Below are 19,126 nucleotides of genomic sequence, written 5' to 3'. Positions count from 1 at the left end.
ACCCACCGCACCCCACTCGGCGCGCCGCCTACTCACCCACGCTCAACGGCGAAGAGCCAGTCGTGCCTCGATCACGAGGCACCGAAAGGGGATTCACGATGTCCGACCAGACCGCCGCACCCGCCCGCCGACGCGGTGCTCTCCCGACCCCGCGGCACGTGCTCGCCGCCGCCCGGGCGTTCGCGCCGCCGGTGGCCGCGCCGCTGCAGTTCCTCACTGTGCCGGCCCAGATTTCCATGTGGGGCAACGATGTTCACGGCGACTGCGTGACCGCCGAGGAGGCGTTCGCCAAGGCATGCCACAACCCGGAGATCTTCATCACCGACGCCGAGGTGATCGGCTGGGCGACCTCGCACGGTGTGCTCGAGGGTGCGTACCTGCCCGACGTACTCACCTGGATGCAGCACGACGGTTTCCGTCGCGGCAGCACCGTCTACGACGACGGCGCTCACCTCGCGGTCGACTGGACGAACGCGTCAGCGCTGCGCGGCGCGATCACCCAGGGCCCGGTGAAGATCGGTGTCGCGGCCGACCAGCTCGACACCGCCTGGCTGACCACCGGCGGCAGCAACGGGTGGTTCGGCACGGGCTTCCAGCCCGACTCGAACGAGGACCACTGCGTGTCGCTGTTCGGCTACGGCACGACCGGTTGGCTCGCGTCGCAGTTGCACGTGGCCGTGCCCGCAGGTGTCGACCCGAACGCACCCGCGTACGCGTTGTTCACCTGGAACTCGATCGGCATCATCGACCACCCGTCGATGGTCAACATCACCCACGAGGCGTGGGTGCGGCAGCCGACGACGGTGGTCCCGAGCAACCTGCAGCCGTGGCCCGTGCTGCGCCGCGGCGCGAACGGTCATCCTGTGCCGACGCTGCAGCGTCTGCTCAACGCGCACGGTGCGACCTTGACCGCCGACGGCTCGTTCGGTGCGCTGACCGACGCAGCGGTGCGGCACTTCCAGCAGGGTGCCGGTCTCGCCGTCGACGGCATCGTCGGCCCGATCACCTGGTCGCACGTGATCATCACGTGCCGGTCGGGCAGCCGCGGCTCGGCCGTCAAGGGAGTGCAGGTGGAGATCAACTTCCGCAACCTGTCGGGCAACCCGGCCACCGAACTCGCGGTCGACGGGCAGTACGGCCCACTCACGCAGAGCGCGGTGCGGGCCTTCCAGCAGGCGGTGCACGCCGACGTCCCGAACATCACGGCGGACGGCGTGTGCGGCACCCTCACCTGGCAGGCGCTGGTCAGCGGAATGCTGGCGGGCTGATCGCTTGTGCCGCAACGGGGCTCGGGGCCGTGCCGGCTCCGAGCCCTAGGCCTGCCACTGCGGGTCGCGCCCGGCCCGCGCGAGCACCCGGTCTAACTCGGTGGCGTCGTCGCCGACCTCCACCGCCGGACCGAAGATGCCCGGCGTGCCGCCGGTGTCGAAGCCCTGCACGTAGCCCGACAGGACGGCGAGCGTCGCGTCGTCGACGTCGAAGTTCTGGCCGGTGGCCTTGGCGAGATCCCACCCGTGCAGCGTCACTTCACCGAGGGCGACCAATCCCATGACCTCGGCGGGCAACTCGACTCCGCCGGCCCTGGTCATGCCGTCCCATGCGTCGGGCGCGACCCAGGCCTGCGCGAGGGCGTCGGCGCGGGCCGGGATCTGCTCGCGCCAGCCGGACGGCGCCTCGGGCCAGCCGCCCGCGTCCGGGTTGGTGTCGGTGAGCGGACCGAAGTCCTTGTCGGCGGCGGCACGGAAAGCCGCGGTGAGGCCGTCGATGTGGGCGAGCAACTGGGAGACGGTGCGCCCTTCGCACGGCGTGGGCCGCGCGAGGTGATCATCGGTGACTCCGTCGAGCAGACCGGTGAGGCGGTGGGCGGACGGGAGCAGGTCGGGCCGAGTGTCCATGACGCCCACGCTCCCACAGCGAGCACGATCGCAACAGGCCTCGCGGTTCAGCCGCCGACGCCGATCTCGTTGCCGTCGGGGTCGCGGTAGATGGTCTTGCGCACCCCGTTGTCGTACATCTCCTGCGACTCCGGCTCGACACCGCGCGCGGTTGCTTCCTGCACGAACCGGTCGAGGTCGTCGACGAACAGGGTGACCATCGAGTGCCCCGCCTGCTCGGGGCGGACGTCGACGTAGAGGTGCCTATGTTCGGCGATGGTCCAGACCCATTCGTCGCTGTTCGGCTCGAACGACTCGACCTCGCCCAGCAACCGGTCGAACCACTCGACGGCACGGTCGCGGTCACTCACGGCGACACCGGCGAAGAGGTCGGCTTCCATCCGTCGATGCTCCCACCGTCGACCGGCGCGCGGTCAGCCGACGCATCCTCGAATCCGCGCGGATTCGGTCAGCGCGCGGCCGGAGCGACTCGGATGCCCTCGGCGCGCATCGCCGCCAGCGCACGATCGTGATCGCGGAGGGTCGACGACGCGCACGCATCACCCACCACGGTCACGTCGTAACCGAGTCGATGAGCCGAGATTGCGGCGACGAAAACGCCGTGGTCGGTGAGCAGTCCGTCGATGACGACATTGCGGACGGCGCGCAGTTGCAGGTTGGCATGCAGGTCAGGGTTGTCGAACGCGTTGCGCGTCGCCTTGCTGAGCACGATGTCGCCGGGCTCGGGCGCCAGCGCCGGGTCGAACGCGGCGTCGCGACTCGTCGGATCGGCCCTCGGTCCGTCACCAGCATCGAGGTAGCGCAGGCAGAACACCGACGCGCCCTGTGCTCGCCAATGGTCCCTGGTGGCTCTTGCCCGTTTCGTCACTGTGCGGTCGTGCGCGAGGTCGACGATCCAGCCTTGGAAGTCGACCTCGAGCAGCGCCGTAGCGCCCATCAGTAGCGCGATCCCGTTGCTGCCGGCAGGTTGTCCAGCGACTGCAGGTCTTGCTCCGTCAGGTCGATCGCGGCCGCGGCCAGGTTTTCGTCGAGTCGGCCGAGCTTCGTCGTGCCGGGGATCGGGATCACGTGTTCGCCCTGCGCCAACACCCACGCGAGCGCGATCGTCGCCGGGCTGCAGGAGTGCCGGCGCGCGACGTCCCGTACGACCTCGACGATGCGCTCGTTCTGGCGCGCGCTGTCACCCGAGAAGCGCGGCAGACCTGCTCGAAAATCGTTGTCGGGCAACGTATTCACGTCGAGCTTGCCCGTGAGGAAGCCGCGTCCGAGTGGGGAGAACGGCACGAAGACAGCGTCGTGATCGGCACACCACGAGACGACATCGCCGCTGCTCGCGCCGTCGGAGTTCGTGCCCTCACCCAGCGCGTCGCGGGTCCAGAGCGACAGCTCCGACTGGACCGCCGCCACCGGGTGGAGCCGGTGGGCCAGGTCGGCCTGCTCGACCGTGACCTCGCTCAGACCGATCGCCGCCACCTTCCCGGACGCCTCCGCGTCGGCAAGAGCACCCCAGCTCTCCTCGAGCGGAACGGAGCGGTCGACCCGGTGCAGGTAATAGAGGTCGATCCGGTCGACGCCGAGGCGCTCCAGGCTGGCATCGATCGCGGCGCGCAGATGGTCGGGTCGGCCGTTGCGCTCGAGGTGCGGCTTGCCGTCGACGTAACTGGAGACGAGCCCACCCTTGGTCGCGACGATCGCCTCGTCGCGGCGTCCGGCGATTGCTTGCCCGACGAGTTGCTCGTTGTGGCCGGCCGCGTAGGCGTCGCTGGTGTCGAGCAGGGTGATCCCGCGGTCGAGCGCGCCGTGGATCACGACGGCGGCCGCGCGCGGGTCGGCCGACTCGGGCGTGTTGTAGGCCCACGACATGCCCATGCAGCCGAGACCGATCGCAGCCGTGTCGCGACTCAAGGCGGGAATTCGCCTGGTGTTCAAGAGATCTCCTTGGTGAGTGTGCGGTCGGTGGAGCGTTGGAGTCGGCGCACCGACGCCGCAACGGGACGGTTGTCGCAGTCGAGGCCGGCGTCGATCAGCTGCCGATAGTGGTCGACCTTGGCGTCGAGAGCGGCCAGCGCTTCGTCGATCTCGCGGCGGCGCGATTCCAGGCGTTCGCGCGACTCCTGCAGGACGTCGATGCGACGGCCGTGACTCGCAGCGCCCTCGGCGATCAACGCGACGAACTCCTTCATCAGCGAGGTCGGCATACCGGTCGCACGCAGTGCGGCCAGCAACCGGACGAGGTCACGGTCACGACCGCTGTAGGCGCGCCGTCCGTCGACGCCGCGACCGACCGGCGGCAGCATGCCTTCCTTCTCGTACCAGCGCAGCGTGTCCGGGGTCAGACCCGACATCTGCGCCATCTCCGCGATGCCGATCTCTCGGTCTTCGGTTGCCTCGACGAGCTCCATGCGTCGAACGTACGTGCTGGAGTGCACTCCAGCGCAAGTAACCTGCAGCGCCCATACCCTGGATTCGGCGCGACAGGTGGCCGCTTGTGCCCGGCGCAAACGACCATCTGTCGCGCGGATTCGGTGAGGAGGGCGGGCGGGTCAGGGCAGGCGCAGGTCGGTCCACCCCGCCACGTCGCACCGGCCGTCATCTCCGCAGCCGGCCGCGAGCGCGGTGCCGTCGCTGCGCCGGCCGATGGTGTGCTGCGATCCGGCGGCGATCGCGACGATGCCGGTCCAGTCGCCGACGTCGCACTGCCCGGCGCTGTTGTCACCGGCCGCGACGACGCGTCCGGACGATGTGAGTGCGACGCAGTGGTGGCTGCCGGCTGCGATCGCGGTGACGTCGCGCCACTCGTGCACCTCGCGCAAACCGGCCGACGGAGCGCCCGCGGCCACCACGCGACCGGCTCGAGTGAGTCCGAGGGTGTGCAGGTAGCCGGCTGCCACTGCGGCCAGGTCGCGCCACGTCTCGACCGCGCACTGTCCGCGGCGGTCGGCGCCGACGGCGACCGCCGAGCCGTCGGACCGTAGCCCCACCGAATGCCAGTCGCCGCACGACGCAGCCACGATGTCGGCCCAGTCGTCGACATCGCATGCGCCTTCGTCGCGGCGTCCGGTGGCTCGGACGGTGCCGTCGGCCAGCACCGCGAGCGTGCGCCGCCATCCGGCCGCGACACCGACGACGTTCGACCAGAAACCCACATCGCACTGGCCGTCGCCGTTCCAACCGGTGGCGCGCACCGTGCCGTCGGCGATCAGCCCGACGGTGTGCGACCGCCCGGTGTTGCGGAAGGTGTGCACGTTGCCGGCGGCGACGGCTTGCACGGTGGTCCAGTCGCCGACGTCGAGCTCACCGGCTCCCCCGTGCCCGACGGCCAGCACGGTTCCGTCGCGGCGCACGCCGACCGAGTGGCGGCATCCGACGGCGATGGTGGTCACCACTCGATCCTGTCAGCCGGCCGCAGCCACCCCTCGAATCGGCGCGACAGATGGTCGCTTTCGACCGGCACAAGCGACCATCTGTCGCGCGGATTCGGTCAGGAGGGCAGCGGTCGAGGTCGGCGAGTGTCAGGCCGAGCCGCTCGGTGCGATCCACCCGGCGGTCACGCCCTGCACGCGGCTGCCGTCGAGGTCGGCGAGCGAGATGCTGGCGAACCGTTCGGCGGCCTCGGAGGTCTGCCAGCGGAAGCGGTAGGTGTCGGAGGTCGCGGCGTCGGCGATGGCGCGTCCGGCGTCGGCGGCCTGCTGTGCGGCGGCGAACGACACCTTGGTGCGGGCCAGGTAGGCGTCGAGCAGCGCGGCGTACGGCCCCTCGCTCGCGGTGCGGGCGGCGTTGTCGACGAACGAGCTGGCGACCGCGGCCGGTTCGACGACGCTCACCCAGACGCCGACCTCGCGGGCGACGACGGCGAGCGACTGCATGAAGCCCTCGACCGCGAACTTCGCCCCGCAGTAGGCGTCGGCGAACGGCTGACCCACCACGCCGCCGACGCTGGTGACGGTGAGGATGCGCCCCTGTCCGCGCTCGCGCATGGCGGGCAGCACCGCCTTGGTGAGGCGCACCGGGCCGAGGTAGTTGACCGCGAGTTGGGCTTCGATCTCGTCCATCGTGAGGTCTTCGGCGGTGCCGACGCAGCCGCGTCCGGCGTTGTTGATCAGCACGTCGATGCCGTCGTGTTCGGCGGCGATGGCCGCGAGGCGGTCGCCCGCGGCGGGGTCGGTGACCTCGAGTTCGGCGATGCTCACCGACACCCCGGCTTCGTCGGCGGCCTCGAGCAGAGCGCTCGCGCGGGCGGTGTCACGCACCGTGCCGACGACGTCGAGGCCGCGCTTGGCCAACTCGACAGCGGCGAACAGACCCATCCCGGACGACGCTCCGGTGACGACTGCGGTGGTGGTCACGCGAACTCCTCGAGCCGGGCGGGTGCGGACTCCGATCAACCTAGTGCCGCGCGGCCGCCTCCGGCTGGTGCTTCTGGGGCGCCGTCGAGCCGGGGCGCAGGTCGAGCCTGCGCAGCAGCTGAGCGTTGAGCGCGACCACGACCGTCGAGGCCGACATCAGCAATGCCCCGACCGACATCGGCATCACGAAACCGATGGGCGCGAGCACACCGGCCGCGAGCGGCACGGCGACCAGGTTGTAACCGGCGCCCCACGCGAGGTTCTGCACGCTCTTGCGGTACGTCGCACGCGACAGCTCGATCACCGACAGCACCGAGCGCGGATCGTCGGACGCCAGGATGATGCCCGCCGAACCGATCGCCACGTCGGTGCCGGCACCGATCGCGATGCCGACGTCGGCCGTGGCCAGTGCGGGCGCGTCGTTGACGCCGTCGCCGACCATGGCGACCTTCCGTCCCTCGCCCTGCAACTCGGCCACCTTCGACGCCTTGTCCTCGGGGCGGACGCCGGCGAAGACTCGGTCGATGCCGAGCTCGGCGCCCACGGAGTGCGCGACCGCCTCGGCGTCGCCGGTGATCATGACGACCTGCACACTGCGCTCGTGCAGCGCTTGCACCGCGGTGCGCGACTCTTCGCGGATCTCGTCGGCCAGGCGCAACGCACCGGCCACCGCACCGTCGACGACGACGTGCAGGATGATCGCGCCCTCCTCGCGCCAGTCGTCCGCGACGGCGAGTTCGTCGCCGCCGATCTGATCGAGCAGGGCCGGCCCACCGACGCGGACGGTGCGTCCGTCGACGTCCGCCGACACTCCGACTGCGGGGTGGGAGGTGAAACCGTCGGCCTTCGGCACGGTGAGCTCGTGCTGCTCGGCGGCCCGCACGATCGCGTGGGCGAGTGGGTGTTCGGAGTCGGCCTCGGCCGCCGCAGCCAGCGCCAACAGGTCGTCGGCGGAGAGCGGTTGCAAGTCGGCGGGCTGCACAGCGGTGACCGTCGGCTGGCCCTTGGTGAGCGTGCCGGTCTTGTCGAAGAGGACGGTGTCGACCGAACGCATCGACTCCATCGCGAGGCGGTCCTTCACCAGCACGCCGGCGCGCGCGGCGCGCTCGGTGGCGATCGAGATCACCAACGGAATGGCCAGGCCGAGAGCGTGCGGGCAGGCGATGACGAGCACGGTGATCGTGCGCACGACGCCGTCGTCGGGCAGGCCAACGAGGGCCCACACCACGAAGGTGATCAGGGCCGAGCCGAGCGCGAACCAGAACAGCCAACCGGCAGCCGTGTCGGCCAGCCGCTGCGCCCGCGAACCCGACGCCTGTGCGTCGGCCACCAACTTCTGGATGCCGGCGAGCGTCGTCCGGTCGCCCGTCGCCGTCACCTCGACCCGCAGACCGGAGTCGGTCGCGATCGTGCCGGCCACCACCGCGTCGCCGACCTCGCGGCGCACGGTGCGCGACTCACCGGTGATCATCGCTTCGTCCATCGCCGCCGAACCCTGCACGACGCGTCCGTCGGCCGGCACGCTGCCGCCCGGGCGGACGACGACGATGTCGCCGGCCCGCAGGTCGGACGGCGAAACGGTGGAGATCTCGTCGCCGTCGACACGCTCGGCCTCGTCGGGCAGCAACGCCGCGAGCGAGTCGAGAGCCGACGTCGTGCGGGCCAGCGACCGCATCTCGATCCAGTGACCCAGCAGCATGATCACGACCAGCAGCGCGAGCTCCCACCAGAAGTCGAGATGGTGCGGCAGCAGCCCGAGAGTCGCGCCCCACGACGCAACGAACGCGACCGTGATCGCCAGCGCGACGAGCAGCATCATGCCGGGCTGACGCGCCTTGACCTCGCCGACGGCACCGGTCAGGAACGGCCGCCCGAACCACACATAGAGGACGGTGCCGAGCACCGGCGGGGCGGCGTCGATCAGGGCGTTGTGCGGCAGGTCGTAGCCGACGAGGTCGGCGAACATCCGCGACAGGAGAACGGTGGGAATCGCAACGACGAGCGAGCCCCAGAAGAGCCTCCGGAACATCGCGACATGGTCGCCGTGACCGCCGTGACCGCCGTGACCGCCGTGACCGCCGTGACCGCCGTGACCGCCGTGGCCGCCGTGGCCGCCATGGCCACCATGCCCAGCGTGGTCGGCATGCCCAGCGTGACCGGCGTGTTCTTGGCTCGACTGCTCGGCACTGACGGCGCCGTGGTGTTCATGGCCGGCGTTCTGCGGTTCCGTACTCATGTCATCCTCTCGCATAATACCCCCTGGGGGTATTTGGTCATGCCTCGTGCAACCAACGACCGCTCGACACCATTCCCGAGAACCATGGAGATTTCACGAAGATCGTGTGACGTGTCGATCGCTTCGGCACGGTCCTTCCCCCACGGACCCGACCGTGGTCGAGACTGGCCCGATGAAGGCGCCCCCGAATGACCACCGGACGCGGGTTCTCGTCGTTGACGACGAAAAGGCCCTGGCCGGCATGATCGCCAATTACCTCGATCGCGCAGGGCATCGGGTGCGCGTGGAACACACCGGCACCGACGCCGTCTCGGCCGCGCGCGACTGGGTGCCCGATGTCATCGTTCTCGATCTCGGGCTGCCCGGCCTGGACGGCGTCGAGGTATGTCGTCGGGTGCGCACCTTCTCGGAATGCATGGTCTTGATGGTCACCGCTCGGGACGACGAGACCGACACCCTGATCGGCCTCTCGGTGGGCGCCGACGACTACATGACCAAGCCTTTCAGCGTCCGCGAACTGGTCGCACGAGTGGGTGTGCTCCTGCGTCGTCCGCGCGGTGCATCCACACAAGTCGCGGCAACGCTGCGACTGGGCGACCTCACCGTCGACACTCACGCGCGCGAGGTACGCCTCGCCGACTCGCAGATCCAACTCACTCGCACCGAATTTGACTTGCTCGCAACGTTCTTGGGCCAACCACGACGTGCGTTCGACCGCCGAGCGCTCATCGAAGCCATCTGGGGCGTGGACTGGGTGGGCGATGAGCACCTCGTCGACACCCACATCGCGCACCTGCGTCGAAAGCTGGGCGACGACGCGTCCAATCCACGCTTCATCGAAACGGTGCGCGGCGTCGGTTACCGAGCGGGCAGCGGATCATGAGGACTGTCGGCAGCCGATCTCGAAGCCTGGTGACCTGGCTGCTGATCGCTCAGGCCGTTGTCCTGTGTGTCACTGCGGTCGTCGCCACGGTGGCCGCCGCGGTGATCGGCCCGCCCCTGTTCCATGAACATCTGCATCTCGCCGGATCCGACACCTCGGGGTCCACCTTCGACCACGTCGAGGAGGCATTCCGGTCCGCGGGGCTCCTCACCTTGGGGGCCGCACTCCTCGCAGCCATCGCTGCCGCCGGCCTGGTCACCGTCGTCCTTGGCCGACGACTGACCGGCCCACTGCAGGACCTCGCCTCAGCCGCCACGCGTCTCGCGGACGGCCACTACGGGGCAACGGTCGCGCAGCCGACCCGCCTGAGCGAGCTTGCTGCGGTCGGCACAGCGTTCAATCGAATGTCGGCCCAGCTCGCCAGCACCGAGCAGGTGCGCCAGCAGATGCTCTCCGATCTCGGCCACGAGTTACGCACACCGCTCGCCACGATTCAGGTCTACCTCGACGCGGCCGACGACGACGTGACGAGCGGTCACGAACTCACGGCCGTGCTGCGCGAACAGGTGACCCGTCTCGACCGGCTCACGAGAGATATCAACGCAATCTCGCGGGCGGACGAATCCGCGATCACCCTCGAACGCAACCCGATCGACGTCGCCGAGCTGCTCGCTTCGGTCACTGGCCCTCGCCAAGAACACCTCAGAGCGCGCGGCCTCACGCTGGACGTGTCCGCGCCGTCCGGGACGACGCTACGCGGCGATCGCCTGCGCCTGCAGCAGGTGCTGACGAACCTGCTCGACAACGCGGAGCGACACACAGCGGACGGCGGACGAATCCGGGTCACCGTCCGACCCGAGCCCCAGGCAGTGTCGATCGAGATGGCCGACGACGGCGACGGCATCGGCGAGGACCACCTGGCGCACGTTTTCGAACGGTTCTACCGCACCGACACCGCGCGCGACCGAGACCACGGAGGCGCGGGCATCGGCCTCGCGATCTGTCGTTCGGTGGTGCTCGCGCACGGCGGGTCGATCACGGCGCACAGCAACGGGTTCGGCACGGGCGCACGCTTTCGGATCACCCTGCCAACTCCATGAAAGCTCCATAGAACCTCGACCCGCACGTCAGATCGGTGGACGAGTCTTGTTGGTATGAAACACCTTTCGACGATCACCCTCGCCGGCGCCGCTGTGCTCGCACTCACGCTCACAGCATGCGGAAGCGACGACAGCAGCCACTCCGCGGGGCACGGATCGATGATGTCCTCGGCCACGTCACCGGCGACTGCAGCCGGCAGGCAAGGTGACATCAGGTTCGCGCAGCAGATGATCCCGCACCACCGCCAGGCGGTGCAGATGGCCGACATGGCGCTCAACCGGCAGGGCGTCTCGGCCGACGTCACCCGCCTCGCGGCCGCCATCAAGAAGGCACAGGATCCCGAGATCAACACGATGACCGGGTGGCTGCAGTCGTGGGGCGCGACCGTGCCGACCGGCGGCGATCACTCGGGCCACGACATGAGCAGCATGAGCGGCATGAGCGGCACGGGCGACATGACCGGAATGATGTCGCAGCAGGACATGGACATGCTCGGCAAGGCGACAGGCCCGGCGTTCGACCGGATGTGGCTGACGATGATGGTCAAGCACCACCAAGGCGCGGTCACGATGTCGTCCGACGTCAAGAAGACCACCGACAACCCGGAGGTCAGCAGCCTTGCCGACTCGATCATCAAGGCTCAGAACGCCGAGATCCGCACGATGCAGGACTTGCTGAAGACCCCCGCGGCCTGAGCTCTTGCGGATGGATCCGACCAGCAGGCAACCACCTTCGTGACCTAGGCAGCCAGTCGCGCCTTGCGCTTGTCGTAGGCCCAGCCCGGCCCGCGCAGCAGGTACGACCAGCGGTCGGCCCAGTTGTCGGCGGAGCTGACATCGGCGAACATGTCGGCCCACTCGTGACCGGCGATGCGCAGCGGGTTGAAGGTGTCGATGTTGGTGGTGAGTCCGTAGACGGGCTGCGCGTTCTCGGCCTCGAAGGTGCCGAACAGCTTGTCCCAGACGATGAGGATGCTGCCGTGGTTGCGGTCGAGGTATTCGCTGTTGGTGCCGTGGTGCACGCGGTGGTGCGACGGGGTGTTGAGCACCCGTTCGAGCAGGCCGATCGAACGCACCGCCTCGGTGTGGATCCAGAACTGGTAGATCAGGTTGATCGCGCGCGCGTTCATGATGTGGCTCGGGCGCACGCCCACCAGGGCGAGCAGGCTGTACGGCACGTAGAGGGTGATCGTCTCGCCCCACGGCTGCCGTAGCGCGGTCGACAGGTTGTAGCGCTCGCTCGAGTGATGCACCTCGTGCATCGCCCACATCCACCGCACCTCGTGGTCGAAGCGGTGGTTTCAGTAGTAGATGAAGTCCCACCCGAGCACGGCCAGCGTCGCGACGACGGCGCTGTCGCCGAGGTCGAGCGGGCTGACGTCGAACAGCTTCTGACCGGTCGTGCGCGCGCCCCATTCGGTGGCGACGACGAGTGCCGTCGATGCCACCGCAACGGCGCCGATCGCACCGGTGATGCGGTGCAGCACGGGTTTCACCGGAGGTGCGTCCGTCGTGGGTGCCGGCTGCTGGAGGGCGCGGGTGTCCCAGTCGGCCACGCCGGCCTCGCCGAAGTCGTCGCTGCGCAGTTTGCGGACGACGTCGACCGCGGCCGTCACGGCCGTCGCGCCGATCGCGAGCGCCATCACCGTCTTGGCCGCCTTGCCGCGCCGTCCGAGGGGCCGCGCGATGAGCGCGTTCGAGACGTACGGCGCGACCAGGCTGCCGACACCCATCGACAGGCTGGCCATCGTGTCCTTGAACTCGTAGTCGCCTGCGCGGGTGCCGGGCGCGACGGGATGCGTTCTCTGCCAGGCATATTCGGCGGCCATCGCCCCGATGAAACCCGGGATGGCAAGCACGGTCAGGTCCAGCTTCATGCGTCCGTCCTCAGTCGTTGGTTCGCAAGCCGGACACCCGCGGCAACGGGCGCAGCTTGAACATCAGGATGCCGAGGTACTTGTTCAGCACGGCCTGCTTGTGCGGGTAGCGCTGCGCGACCTCCGCGGACAGCTGCGGTTCGACGGTCGTTTCGATCCACAGCCCCGCGGCGCTGAACGTATTGAGCAGGTCGGACATCGTGTACGGACGCTTGGTCAGCGTGACGTTCTCGTCCCAGTTCGCGTGTCGGTAGGCGAAGCTCTCGGTGGCGAAGTACTCCTGCCCGAGGGAGGTGCCGTTCTGTTCGGCCCGCTCGATCGCGTATCGGACGGGCTGGGTGCGAGTCAGCAGGATGAAGCCGTCGTCGGTGAGCATCGAGGCGGCCACCCGTAGCGCGTGCACCGGATCGGTGGCGTAGCCGAACGACTGCAGGAACAGGACGCGGTCGAATCGCCGGCCGGCCAGGCCCGGCAGCACCGACAGGTCGGACAGGTCGCCCTGGATGAACTCAACACCCGGCGGCGGCGCGATGAAGTTGCCGCTGATGTCGACGCCGACGCACGCGGCGGCGCCCTCGTTGGCCAACTGCGCTATCTTCGCGCCGTTGCCGCAGCCGGCGTCGAGCACCGCCAGACCGGTCACGTCGCCGAGCAACTCGCGCTGCGCCGGCCACTCGACGAGTCGATCGAGCGAGTCCTCGCGGGCCCGGGCCTGCTCGAACCCGGTGGAGAGCTGCTCCCACGTCCGGCTCGAGTCGCCTGAATCGGCGGTGCTGTGAGTCATCGCCACATCATGTCGGACGCGGTTCAGCTGGCCGAGCCTCACGTTCGTTCAGGCTTCGGCCTCGTCGAGGTCTGCCTTCGTCATGACCGAGATCGTGGTCAGTCCGATGTCGCCGAGCACGTTCTGCGCGGGCTCGGAGCGGTCGATCGCGCAGACCACCGTGTGGACGGTTGCACCGAGCTCGCGCAGCGCAACTGCGGCGTTTCGAGCGGCTCCACCGGTGGTGACGATGTCCTCGATCAACGTGACGGTGCGGCCGCTGAAGTCGCCGCCCTCGGCCAGCTTGCAGGTGCCGTACGTCTTGGCCTCCTTCCGGACGAACACCGCGGGCAGCCCTGTCAGGGAGCTGATCATCGTCGCGATCGGAACTCCGGCCAACTCCAACCCGCCCAGCACCTGCGTGTCGGCGGGAAGGAGCGGCACCATCGCCTCGGCGACCCGACGCAGCAGGTGAGGGTCGCCCTCGAATCGGTACTTGTCGAAGTACTCGTCGGTGACGATTCCGCTGCGCAGGGTGAAGGTCCCACGAATTCGGCAGGTGGCGTCGATGTCGGCTGCGAGGGTTCGGACGTCGTTAGGCATGTCTTGATCATCCGGCACGGCGCCTGGGCTCACGCTTTCCAGCGCCGGCTCGGCGGGCCTCGGCCGTTGGACGCGATGACCACCACTCGTCCTGAGATCGTCTGCCTCTGCGGATCGGCGAGGTTCGCGAGCGAGATGCGCGCCGCGAGTCGTGACCTGAGCCTCCGGGGAGCCATCGTGCTCGCGCCGGTCGAGATGGACGAGGTGCCTGGCCCGGAACAGAAGGATCTGCTGGATGCCCTGCACCGGCACAAGATCGACCTGGCCGACAGGGTCTTGATCGTCAATCCCGGCGGGTATGTCGGCGAGTCGACTCGCGATGAGATTGCGTACGCCGAGGCCGCCGGCAAGCTTGTCAGCTACACGGAGCCGGACTGACGACGCCGGACGAGCGGACCGCGGGATGGGTACCTGCCCTGGTACCCAAGTGAGGGGCTGATCGCGCAGTTCTCGAGGGAATCAGCGCTCTGACCTGCACAAACGCCTTCGGACGGAGGCACGGTGAAGGCACTAAGGCAGGCAGGCCACCAACAACTCAGAAGTTCTGCGCCATGTCCTTGAATCGCGAGTAGTGGCCCTGGAACGCCACCGTGATCGTGTCGGTCGGGCCGTTACGGTGCTTGGCCACGATGACGTCCGCCTCGCCGACGCGCTCGGACTCCTTGTTCGTCTGGTCTTCACGGTGCAACAGGATGACCATGTCGGCGTCCTGCTCGATGGAGTTGTGGACGCTGATTCCGTTCGCCACGAAGTTGTGGGCGCCGAGCACGGTCGCGTCGAACGTCTCCTCCAGACCGTCGAGTTCGACCGACTTCACGGTGTCCCACATGACGTCGTTGATCGCGAACAGTTCGAGGTCTGCCGAATCCAGCACTGCCGCAACGCGGCCCAGGCGCTCGCGGCTCGGGGCGCGCTTCCACATGGTCGACCCGCAGAACTGCGAGTCCATGGCCGCGGCGAACTCACGGTGCGCCATCCCCTGATCAGACATGACCTGCTTGACGGTGTCCCAGACCTGCACCGGCACGGTGTCGACGTTGGTGTTGCTCTGCTTCTCACGAATGATCCCGAGCAGCTCGGCCGCCTGAACCGACCGCGCACCGTGCACCCCGATCTCCTGGAGGAATCGGCGCTGACTGTCCGATCCGGAGACCTCGATCGTGTACCCGTCGCGGTAGTGGCCCTTGCGGGTCGCCCGCGTACGCGTCGAGATGCCGAACCGCAGCAGCAACTGGCTCAGGTCGTCCACGAGCCGGCGCGAAGTCGAGGCGTAATAGATGCGCCCACCCGACTTCGACTTGTTGACGGTCACCGATCCGTCGGTCGCCCAGATGTGGTTGATGAACAACGCGATCTGACGCTTCGAAGCATGGAACATCGACTCGGGCACGAATTTCTCGTGGCTACGAAGCCCGAACAGTCCGAGTCCGTCGAGCCATTCGGCGATCGGGTTCCGCTTTCCATGACCGAGCCGATACGGCGCGCGAAGTCGCAAGGCTGTGCAGCGAGCAGCCGCGCACTCGTCCCGCACCGAGACGATCCCAAAAGCGGACAGCGCCGCTTGAGAAACCACTTCCAGGTTCGCCTCGTCGATGGACGCGTACCGCAGCGGTTGACCCTCCACGAAGGACCCGTCGCCGATGAGATGCGCGAGCAGAATGACCCGAGCATTGTCGTCCCACGGTTCGAACCTCTCCGGCGCCGGCACGTGCCGCGGGACGGCGACCCGGTCGCCTTCCTTGAGGTCACCCAGCGCGCGCCACCCGTCGTACGACATGAGGGGGTGGTTCTCGGTGAGCCGCAACGTTTTTCCGGACGCCAACGTCAAGCGGAAGACCGGCTTCACACCGCTGCAGAACGCATGCGTCATCGTCCGAGTGACCAAACGCTGCCGGTCGTCCAGGGCCCAGACCGGGACGTCCTTCTCTCCCGATGCAGCCAACTCACCGATGGAGATCTCAGCCCCGGTGTCGGCGCGCAGGATGCGGGAGTCGGCCGTCAGACAACCCGATTCGCGAAGGTCGCTCATCTGCGGACGCTTGTCGGTGCGCTGCTCCGGTCCACGGTTCAGCTGCGAGATCGCGATGACCGGTACCTCGAGTTCCTTGGCAAGCAGCTTCAGCGCACGCGAGAACTCCGACACCTCCTGCTGACGCGATTCGACCTTCTTGCCGGACGTCATCAGTTGCAAGTAGTCGATGACGACGAGCTTGAGGTTGTTGCGCTCCTTCAACCGGCGGCACTTGGACCGGATCTCCATCAGCGACATGTTCGGTGAATCGTCGATGAACAAAGGAGCGTCGGAGATGCGGCCCATCGTCTTGGCGAGCTTGGCCCAGTCCTCGTCGCGCATCGTGCCCTTGCGCATGTGCTGCAACTGGATCTCGGCCTCGGCCGACAGCAGACGCATCGAGATCTCCACCTTGCTCATCTCCAGACTGAAGATGACCGAGGTCATGTTGTTCTTGATCGACGCAGCGCGCGCGATGTCGAGACCGATTGTCGATTTGCCGACAGCCGGCCGAGCGGCGATCACGATCATCTGGCCCGGGTGCAGACCGTTGGTCAAGGTGTCGAGGTCGTGGAAGCCGGTGGGCACACCGGTCATCTGACCGCCGTGCGAGGACGCGGCCTCGATCTCGTCGGCGGTCTGCTCGACCACCTCGCCCAGGCGCACGTAGTCCTCGGTGTCCTTGCCGGCGGTGACCCCGAAGATCTCCGCCTGCGCCGCATTGATGACGTCGACGACGTCTCCCCCGCCGTCGGACTGTCCCATCTGCACGATGCGGGTGCCGGCCTCCACCAGTCGGCGCAGCACCGCCCGCTCGGCGACGATCTGCGCGTAGTACCCGGCGTTCGCCGCGGTGGGCACCGACTGGATCAGCTCGTGCAGGTAGGGCTGGCCGCCGACCCGCTGCAACTCGCCACGCTTGGCGAGTTCGTCGGCGACGGTGATCGCGTCGGCCGGTTCACCGCGTCCGTACAGGTCGATGACCGCTTCGTAGATCATCTCGTGTGCCGGGAAGTAGAAGTCGCGGCCGTTGACGACCTCCGCCGAGTCGGCGATGGCGTCCTTGCTGATCAGCATGCCGCCGATCACCGACTGCTCGGCGTGCCGGTCCTGCGGCGGAACGAGGCCGGGCGCGTTGCCGCCGGAGTGGTCGGAGCCACCCGAGTCGGCGTACGCCGGGTTCAGATCGTCCACGACATGCCCTGCTTCCTGCTGGTCTGATCTCCCGACACCACTGCACCAGCCACCACCGACAACTACCTCATGCGCTGTTCGACACCGGACTGACAGGGAACCGTACGACGCGGTTCACCGACCCGCCAAACAGTCGGCTCACCGCCCTGTGCGCAACCTGGGGACAACGTGTGTGACCGGCTGTGGAGCATTGCTCACAGGCTGTGGACAACCCTGTGCATAACGTGGAGAGGCGGCACTGACCTGCAGAAACAGATTGTTCACAGCTGTACCACTGGGTGAGACACAATCCGTTCCCCCCTCTGAGGGCGCGAACACGAATCGGCCCGCACGACCGGATAGCTGGTCGTGCGGGCCGTGACCCGGGGCTGGAATCAGCCGTTGGTGCTGGTGACGAAGACGCCACTGGTGTAGTTCGTGCCACGCTCCACCGAGTTCGGAAGCGAGTGCGAGCGCCAGGTGTTGCAGTCGATCAGGCCGAAGTGCAGGTGCGGACCGGAGGAGTTGCCGGTGTTACCCGACGTCGCGATGGGCTGTCCCTGCGCGATCGGCTGACCGGCCACGACGCGGTACGCCGACAGGTGGAAGTACACCTGGCACGCGCCGGAGGCGTCCTTGATCCGGACGTACATGCCGCCGCCCATGGAGGTGTACCCGGTGTCCTGCACCACGCCGGCACGCGAGGCCACGATCGGGGTGCCGACCGGCATGCCGAAATCGATGCCGTGACGGTTGTAGGAGGTGTGGTGCGACCAGGATCCACCGGGACCCTGGGTGATCTTGAACGTGCCCCCCTTGGCCCACGGCATGCGGTACGGGCCGCTCGGGTCGCCGACGGACGGGGTGACCGGACCGGTCGTGTCCGTAGTCGTGGTGCCGGGAGTGGTCGTTGCCCCGGTCCCGGTCGTCGGACCGCCGGTACCCACACACGGGAAGCCGTCGAGTGCACGCCAGGTGGCCGAGTCCACGGTGCCGGTCACAGGCAGTGACTTGGACGCCTGGTAGGCACGCACCCGGGCCAGCGTGGCGGGACCGAACGAACCGTCGACGGACAGCCCACCCAGGCGCTGCTGCGCGGTGCGAACCAGTTCGCCCGTGCTGCCGAAACGCAGCGTGGAGACACGGCAGACCTTGCCCTCGCCGGCCTTGCCCGGAAAACCACCGAGCGCCGCCCACGTAACCGGGCCGACGCGTCCGTCCACATACAAATTCTTGGACGCCTGGTAGGACATCAGACGGCTCTGCGTCGCCGGTCCGAACGATCCGTCGACGACCAGCCCACCCAGGCGCTGCTGCAGCGTCTTGACCAGCTCACCCTCCGAACCGAACGACAGCCAGACGATGTTCTGCGCCGCAGGCGTGCGAATCACCGACGGTGCTGCCTTGGGTGCTGCCTTGGGTGTTGCCGCGGGTGCAGCGGTCGGAGCGGCCGCTTCTGCTGCTGGCGCCAGCACCGTAGCTGCACCGGTGGGGACGGTGACGGCGACACCGACTCCGGCCATCAGGCGGGGCGAGGTGATGGCACCGGCCGCCGGGTTGGGGCGTCGCTTCAAGTGGCGGGGTGCGGGGGAAGTGCGGAGCAAGATGTTCAGCCTTTCGGGGGTCGGGCGCGACGGTTCGCAGTCGGGGGGGCTCGTCAGCTGACGAAGCGGCCGAAACCGGTGGGGGTGTTGTAGATCGGCTGCAGACGAACGACCTGGCCCGGGTACGGAGCCGCGATCATCCTTCCTTCGGACACCCAGATACCGACGTGGTAAGCAGGCGAACCGAAGAAGACGAGGTCACCCGGCTGCGGCGTGCTGACCTTGGTCAGGAAGCGCTGCTGCGCGCTGGCCACGCGCGGGATCGACAGACCGACTTTGGCATACACGTACTGCGTCAGGCCCGAGCAGTCGAAACCGCCGGAAGGAGTCGCTCCGCCCCACACGTACGGGATGCCGAGGTACTGCTTGGCGGTGTCGATGATGCGCTGGCCCACCGTGCCGTCGGCCGGCGGTTCGGGGGTGGTCGGGGGGTGTGCGATGTCGCAGGGGAATCCACCGATGGCCGCCCAGGTCGCGTCGTCGACGACTCCGGTGACCGGCAGACCCTTGGACGTCTGCAGCGCACGGACCGAGGCCAACGTTGCCGGGCCGAAGACACCGTCGGCAAGAACGTTCCCACCCAGGCGCTTTTGCAGTTCGACGACCACGGCACCGGTCGAGCCGAAGCGGACGGT

Annotated in this window: 19 protein-coding genes and 1 pseudogene; 5 read left to right on the top strand and 15 right to left on the bottom strand. The window is 68.3% G+C overall.

Going from position 1 to position 19,126, the window contains the following annotated elements; translation table 11 throughout:
- Positions 1-98 precede the first annotated feature (98 nt).
- Positions 99-1,268, top strand: coding sequence for a peptidoglycan-binding protein (locus EU513_RS16205; protein WP_205744798.1), 1,170 nt, complete (start codon positions 99-101; stop codon positions 1,266-1,268).
- Between the two features lie 45 nt (positions 1,269-1,313).
- Here EU513_RS16205 and EU513_RS14350 read toward each other — a convergent pair whose 3' ends face one another.
- The 8 genes from EU513_RS14350 to EU513_RS14315 all read right to left on the bottom strand — a co-directional run bounded on the left by EU513_RS14350 (position 1,314) and on the right by EU513_RS14315 (position 8,492).
- Positions 1,314-1,895, bottom strand: coding sequence for a TIGR03086 family metal-binding protein (locus tag EU513_RS14350; protein ID WP_129627157.1), 582 nt, complete (start codon positions 1,893-1,895; stop codon positions 1,314-1,316).
- A 47-nt stretch (positions 1,896-1,942) separates the two neighbouring features.
- Positions 1,943-2,275 carry a VOC family protein gene (locus EU513_RS14345; protein ID WP_129627154.1) on the bottom strand — a complete coding sequence of 111 codons (333 nt, stop codon included), beginning with the start codon at positions 2,273-2,275 and terminating at the stop codon, positions 1,943-1,945.
- A gap of 68 nt (positions 2,276-2,343) precedes the next feature.
- Positions 2,344-2,832, bottom strand: a complete 489-nt coding sequence (locus tag EU513_RS14340; protein ID WP_129627151.1) for a cysteine hydrolase family protein — start codon at positions 2,830-2,832, stop codon at positions 2,344-2,346.
- The gene (locus tag EU513_RS14335; RefSeq protein ID WP_239702819.1) at positions 2,832-3,824 is read right to left on the bottom strand and encodes an aldo/keto reductase; all 993 of its coding nucleotides are present in this window, start codon (positions 3,822-3,824) and stop codon (positions 2,832-2,834) included. The genes EU513_RS14340 and EU513_RS14335 overlap by 1 nt, the downstream gene beginning before the upstream one ends.
- Positions 3,821-4,297 (bottom strand): MerR family transcriptional regulator, encoded by a 477-nt coding sequence (locus EU513_RS14330; protein WP_205744797.1) that lies wholly within the window; start codon positions 4,295-4,297, stop codon positions 3,821-3,823. Before EU513_RS14330 ends, EU513_RS14335 begins: the two co-directional genes overlap by 4 nt.
- 141 nt (positions 4,298-4,438) lie before the next feature.
- Positions 4,439-5,278, bottom strand: a complete 840-nt coding sequence (locus EU513_RS14325) for a chromosome condensation regulator (protein ID WP_129627148.1) — start codon at positions 5,276-5,278, stop codon at positions 4,439-4,441.
- A gap of 129 nt (positions 5,279-5,407) precedes the next feature.
- A complete protein-coding gene (locus EU513_RS14320; RefSeq protein ID WP_205744795.1) occupies positions 5,408-6,241 on the bottom strand; it encodes an SDR family NAD(P)-dependent oxidoreductase in 834 nt (277 codons plus the stop codon).
- Positions 6,242-6,281: 40 nt separating this feature from the next.
- Positions 6,282-8,492 carry a heavy metal translocating P-type ATPase gene (locus EU513_RS14315; RefSeq protein ID WP_240796074.1) on the bottom strand — a complete coding sequence of 737 codons (2,211 nt, stop codon included), beginning with the start codon at positions 8,490-8,492 and terminating at the stop codon, positions 6,282-6,284.
- Positions 8,493-8,649: 157 nt separating this feature from the next.
- Between EU513_RS14315 and EU513_RS14310 the strand changes: the two genes are divergently transcribed.
- Genes EU513_RS14310 through EU513_RS14300 form a run of 3 tightly spaced genes read left to right on the top strand, consistent with a single transcriptional unit; the run spans position 8,650 to position 11,156 of the window.
- Complete coding sequence (locus tag EU513_RS14310) at positions 8,650-9,360, top strand: response regulator transcription factor (protein WP_129627142.1); 711 nt, start codon at positions 8,650-8,652, stop codon at positions 9,358-9,360.
- The gene (locus EU513_RS14305; protein WP_129627139.1) at positions 9,357-10,460 is read left to right on the top strand and encodes an ATP-binding protein; all 1,104 of its coding nucleotides are present in this window, start codon (positions 9,357-9,359) and stop codon (positions 10,458-10,460) included. The genes EU513_RS14310 and EU513_RS14305 overlap by 4 nt, the downstream gene beginning before the upstream one ends.
- Positions 10,461-10,514: 54 nt before the next feature.
- On the top strand, positions 10,515-11,156 hold the full coding sequence (locus EU513_RS14300) for a DUF305 domain-containing protein (protein ID WP_129627136.1): 642 nt from the start codon (positions 10,515-10,517) through the stop codon (positions 11,154-11,156).
- Positions 11,157-11,200: 44 nt separating this feature from the next.
- Here the strand turns inward: EU513_RS14300 and EU513_RS16200 are convergent.
- From EU513_RS16200 to EU513_RS14285, 4 genes and pseudogenes are all read right to left on the bottom strand, one after another.
- Positions 11,201-11,746: pseudogene (locus EU513_RS16200) on the bottom strand (sterol desaturase family protein); the annotation flags it as partial.
- Positions 11,747-11,761: 15 nt separating this feature from the next.
- Positions 11,762-12,337 carry a hypothetical protein gene (locus EU513_RS16195; RefSeq protein ID WP_205744793.1) on the bottom strand — a complete coding sequence of 192 codons (576 nt, stop codon included), beginning with the start codon at positions 12,335-12,337 and terminating at the stop codon, positions 11,762-11,764.
- A gap of 10 nt (positions 12,338-12,347) precedes the next feature.
- The gene (locus EU513_RS14290) at positions 12,348-13,121 is read right to left on the bottom strand and encodes a bifunctional 2-polyprenyl-6-hydroxyphenol methylase/3-demethylubiquinol 3-O-methyltransferase UbiG (protein ID WP_129627133.1); all 774 of its coding nucleotides are present in this window, start codon (positions 13,119-13,121) and stop codon (positions 12,348-12,350) included.
- 48 nt (positions 13,122-13,169) lie between these two features.
- The gene (locus EU513_RS14285) at positions 13,170-13,703 is read right to left on the bottom strand and encodes an orotate phosphoribosyltransferase (protein WP_129627130.1); all 534 of its coding nucleotides are present in this window, start codon (positions 13,701-13,703) and stop codon (positions 13,170-13,172) included.
- Between the two features lie 75 nt (positions 13,704-13,778).
- Between EU513_RS14285 and EU513_RS14280 the strand changes: the two genes are divergently transcribed.
- Positions 13,779-14,081 carry a hypothetical protein gene (locus tag EU513_RS14280; protein ID WP_115924042.1) on the top strand — a complete coding sequence of 101 codons (303 nt, stop codon included), beginning with the start codon at positions 13,779-13,781 and terminating at the stop codon, positions 14,079-14,081.
- A 157-nt stretch (positions 14,082-14,238) separates the two neighbouring features.
- Here EU513_RS14280 and EU513_RS14275 read toward each other — a convergent pair whose 3' ends face one another.
- From EU513_RS14275 to EU513_RS14265, 3 genes are all read right to left on the bottom strand, one after another.
- Positions 14,239-16,791: a replicative DNA helicase gene (locus tag EU513_RS14275; protein WP_370447365.1), complete on the bottom strand. Its 2,553-nt coding sequence runs from the start codon at positions 16,789-16,791 to the stop codon at positions 14,239-14,241.
- A 491-nt stretch (positions 16,792-17,282) separates the two neighbouring features.
- A complete protein-coding gene (locus tag EU513_RS14270) occupies positions 17,283-18,491 on the bottom strand; it encodes a peptidoglycan DD-metalloendopeptidase family protein (RefSeq protein WP_129627127.1) in 1,209 nt (402 codons plus the stop codon).
- Positions 18,492-18,544: 53 nt separating this feature from the next.
- The coding region (locus EU513_RS14265; protein ID WP_129627124.1) for a C40 family peptidase at positions 18,545-19,126 on the bottom strand (582 nt) is incomplete at its 5' end.

This window comes from Yimella sp. RIT 621, from assembly GCF_004146205.1.
In the GTDB taxonomy this organism is placed as follows: Bacteria; Actinomycetota; Actinomycetes; order Actinomycetales; family Dermatophilaceae; genus Yimella; species Yimella lutea.
The sequence above is the reverse complement of the archived record's forward strand: the minus strand, read 5'-3'. Positions and strand labels throughout refer to the sequence as shown.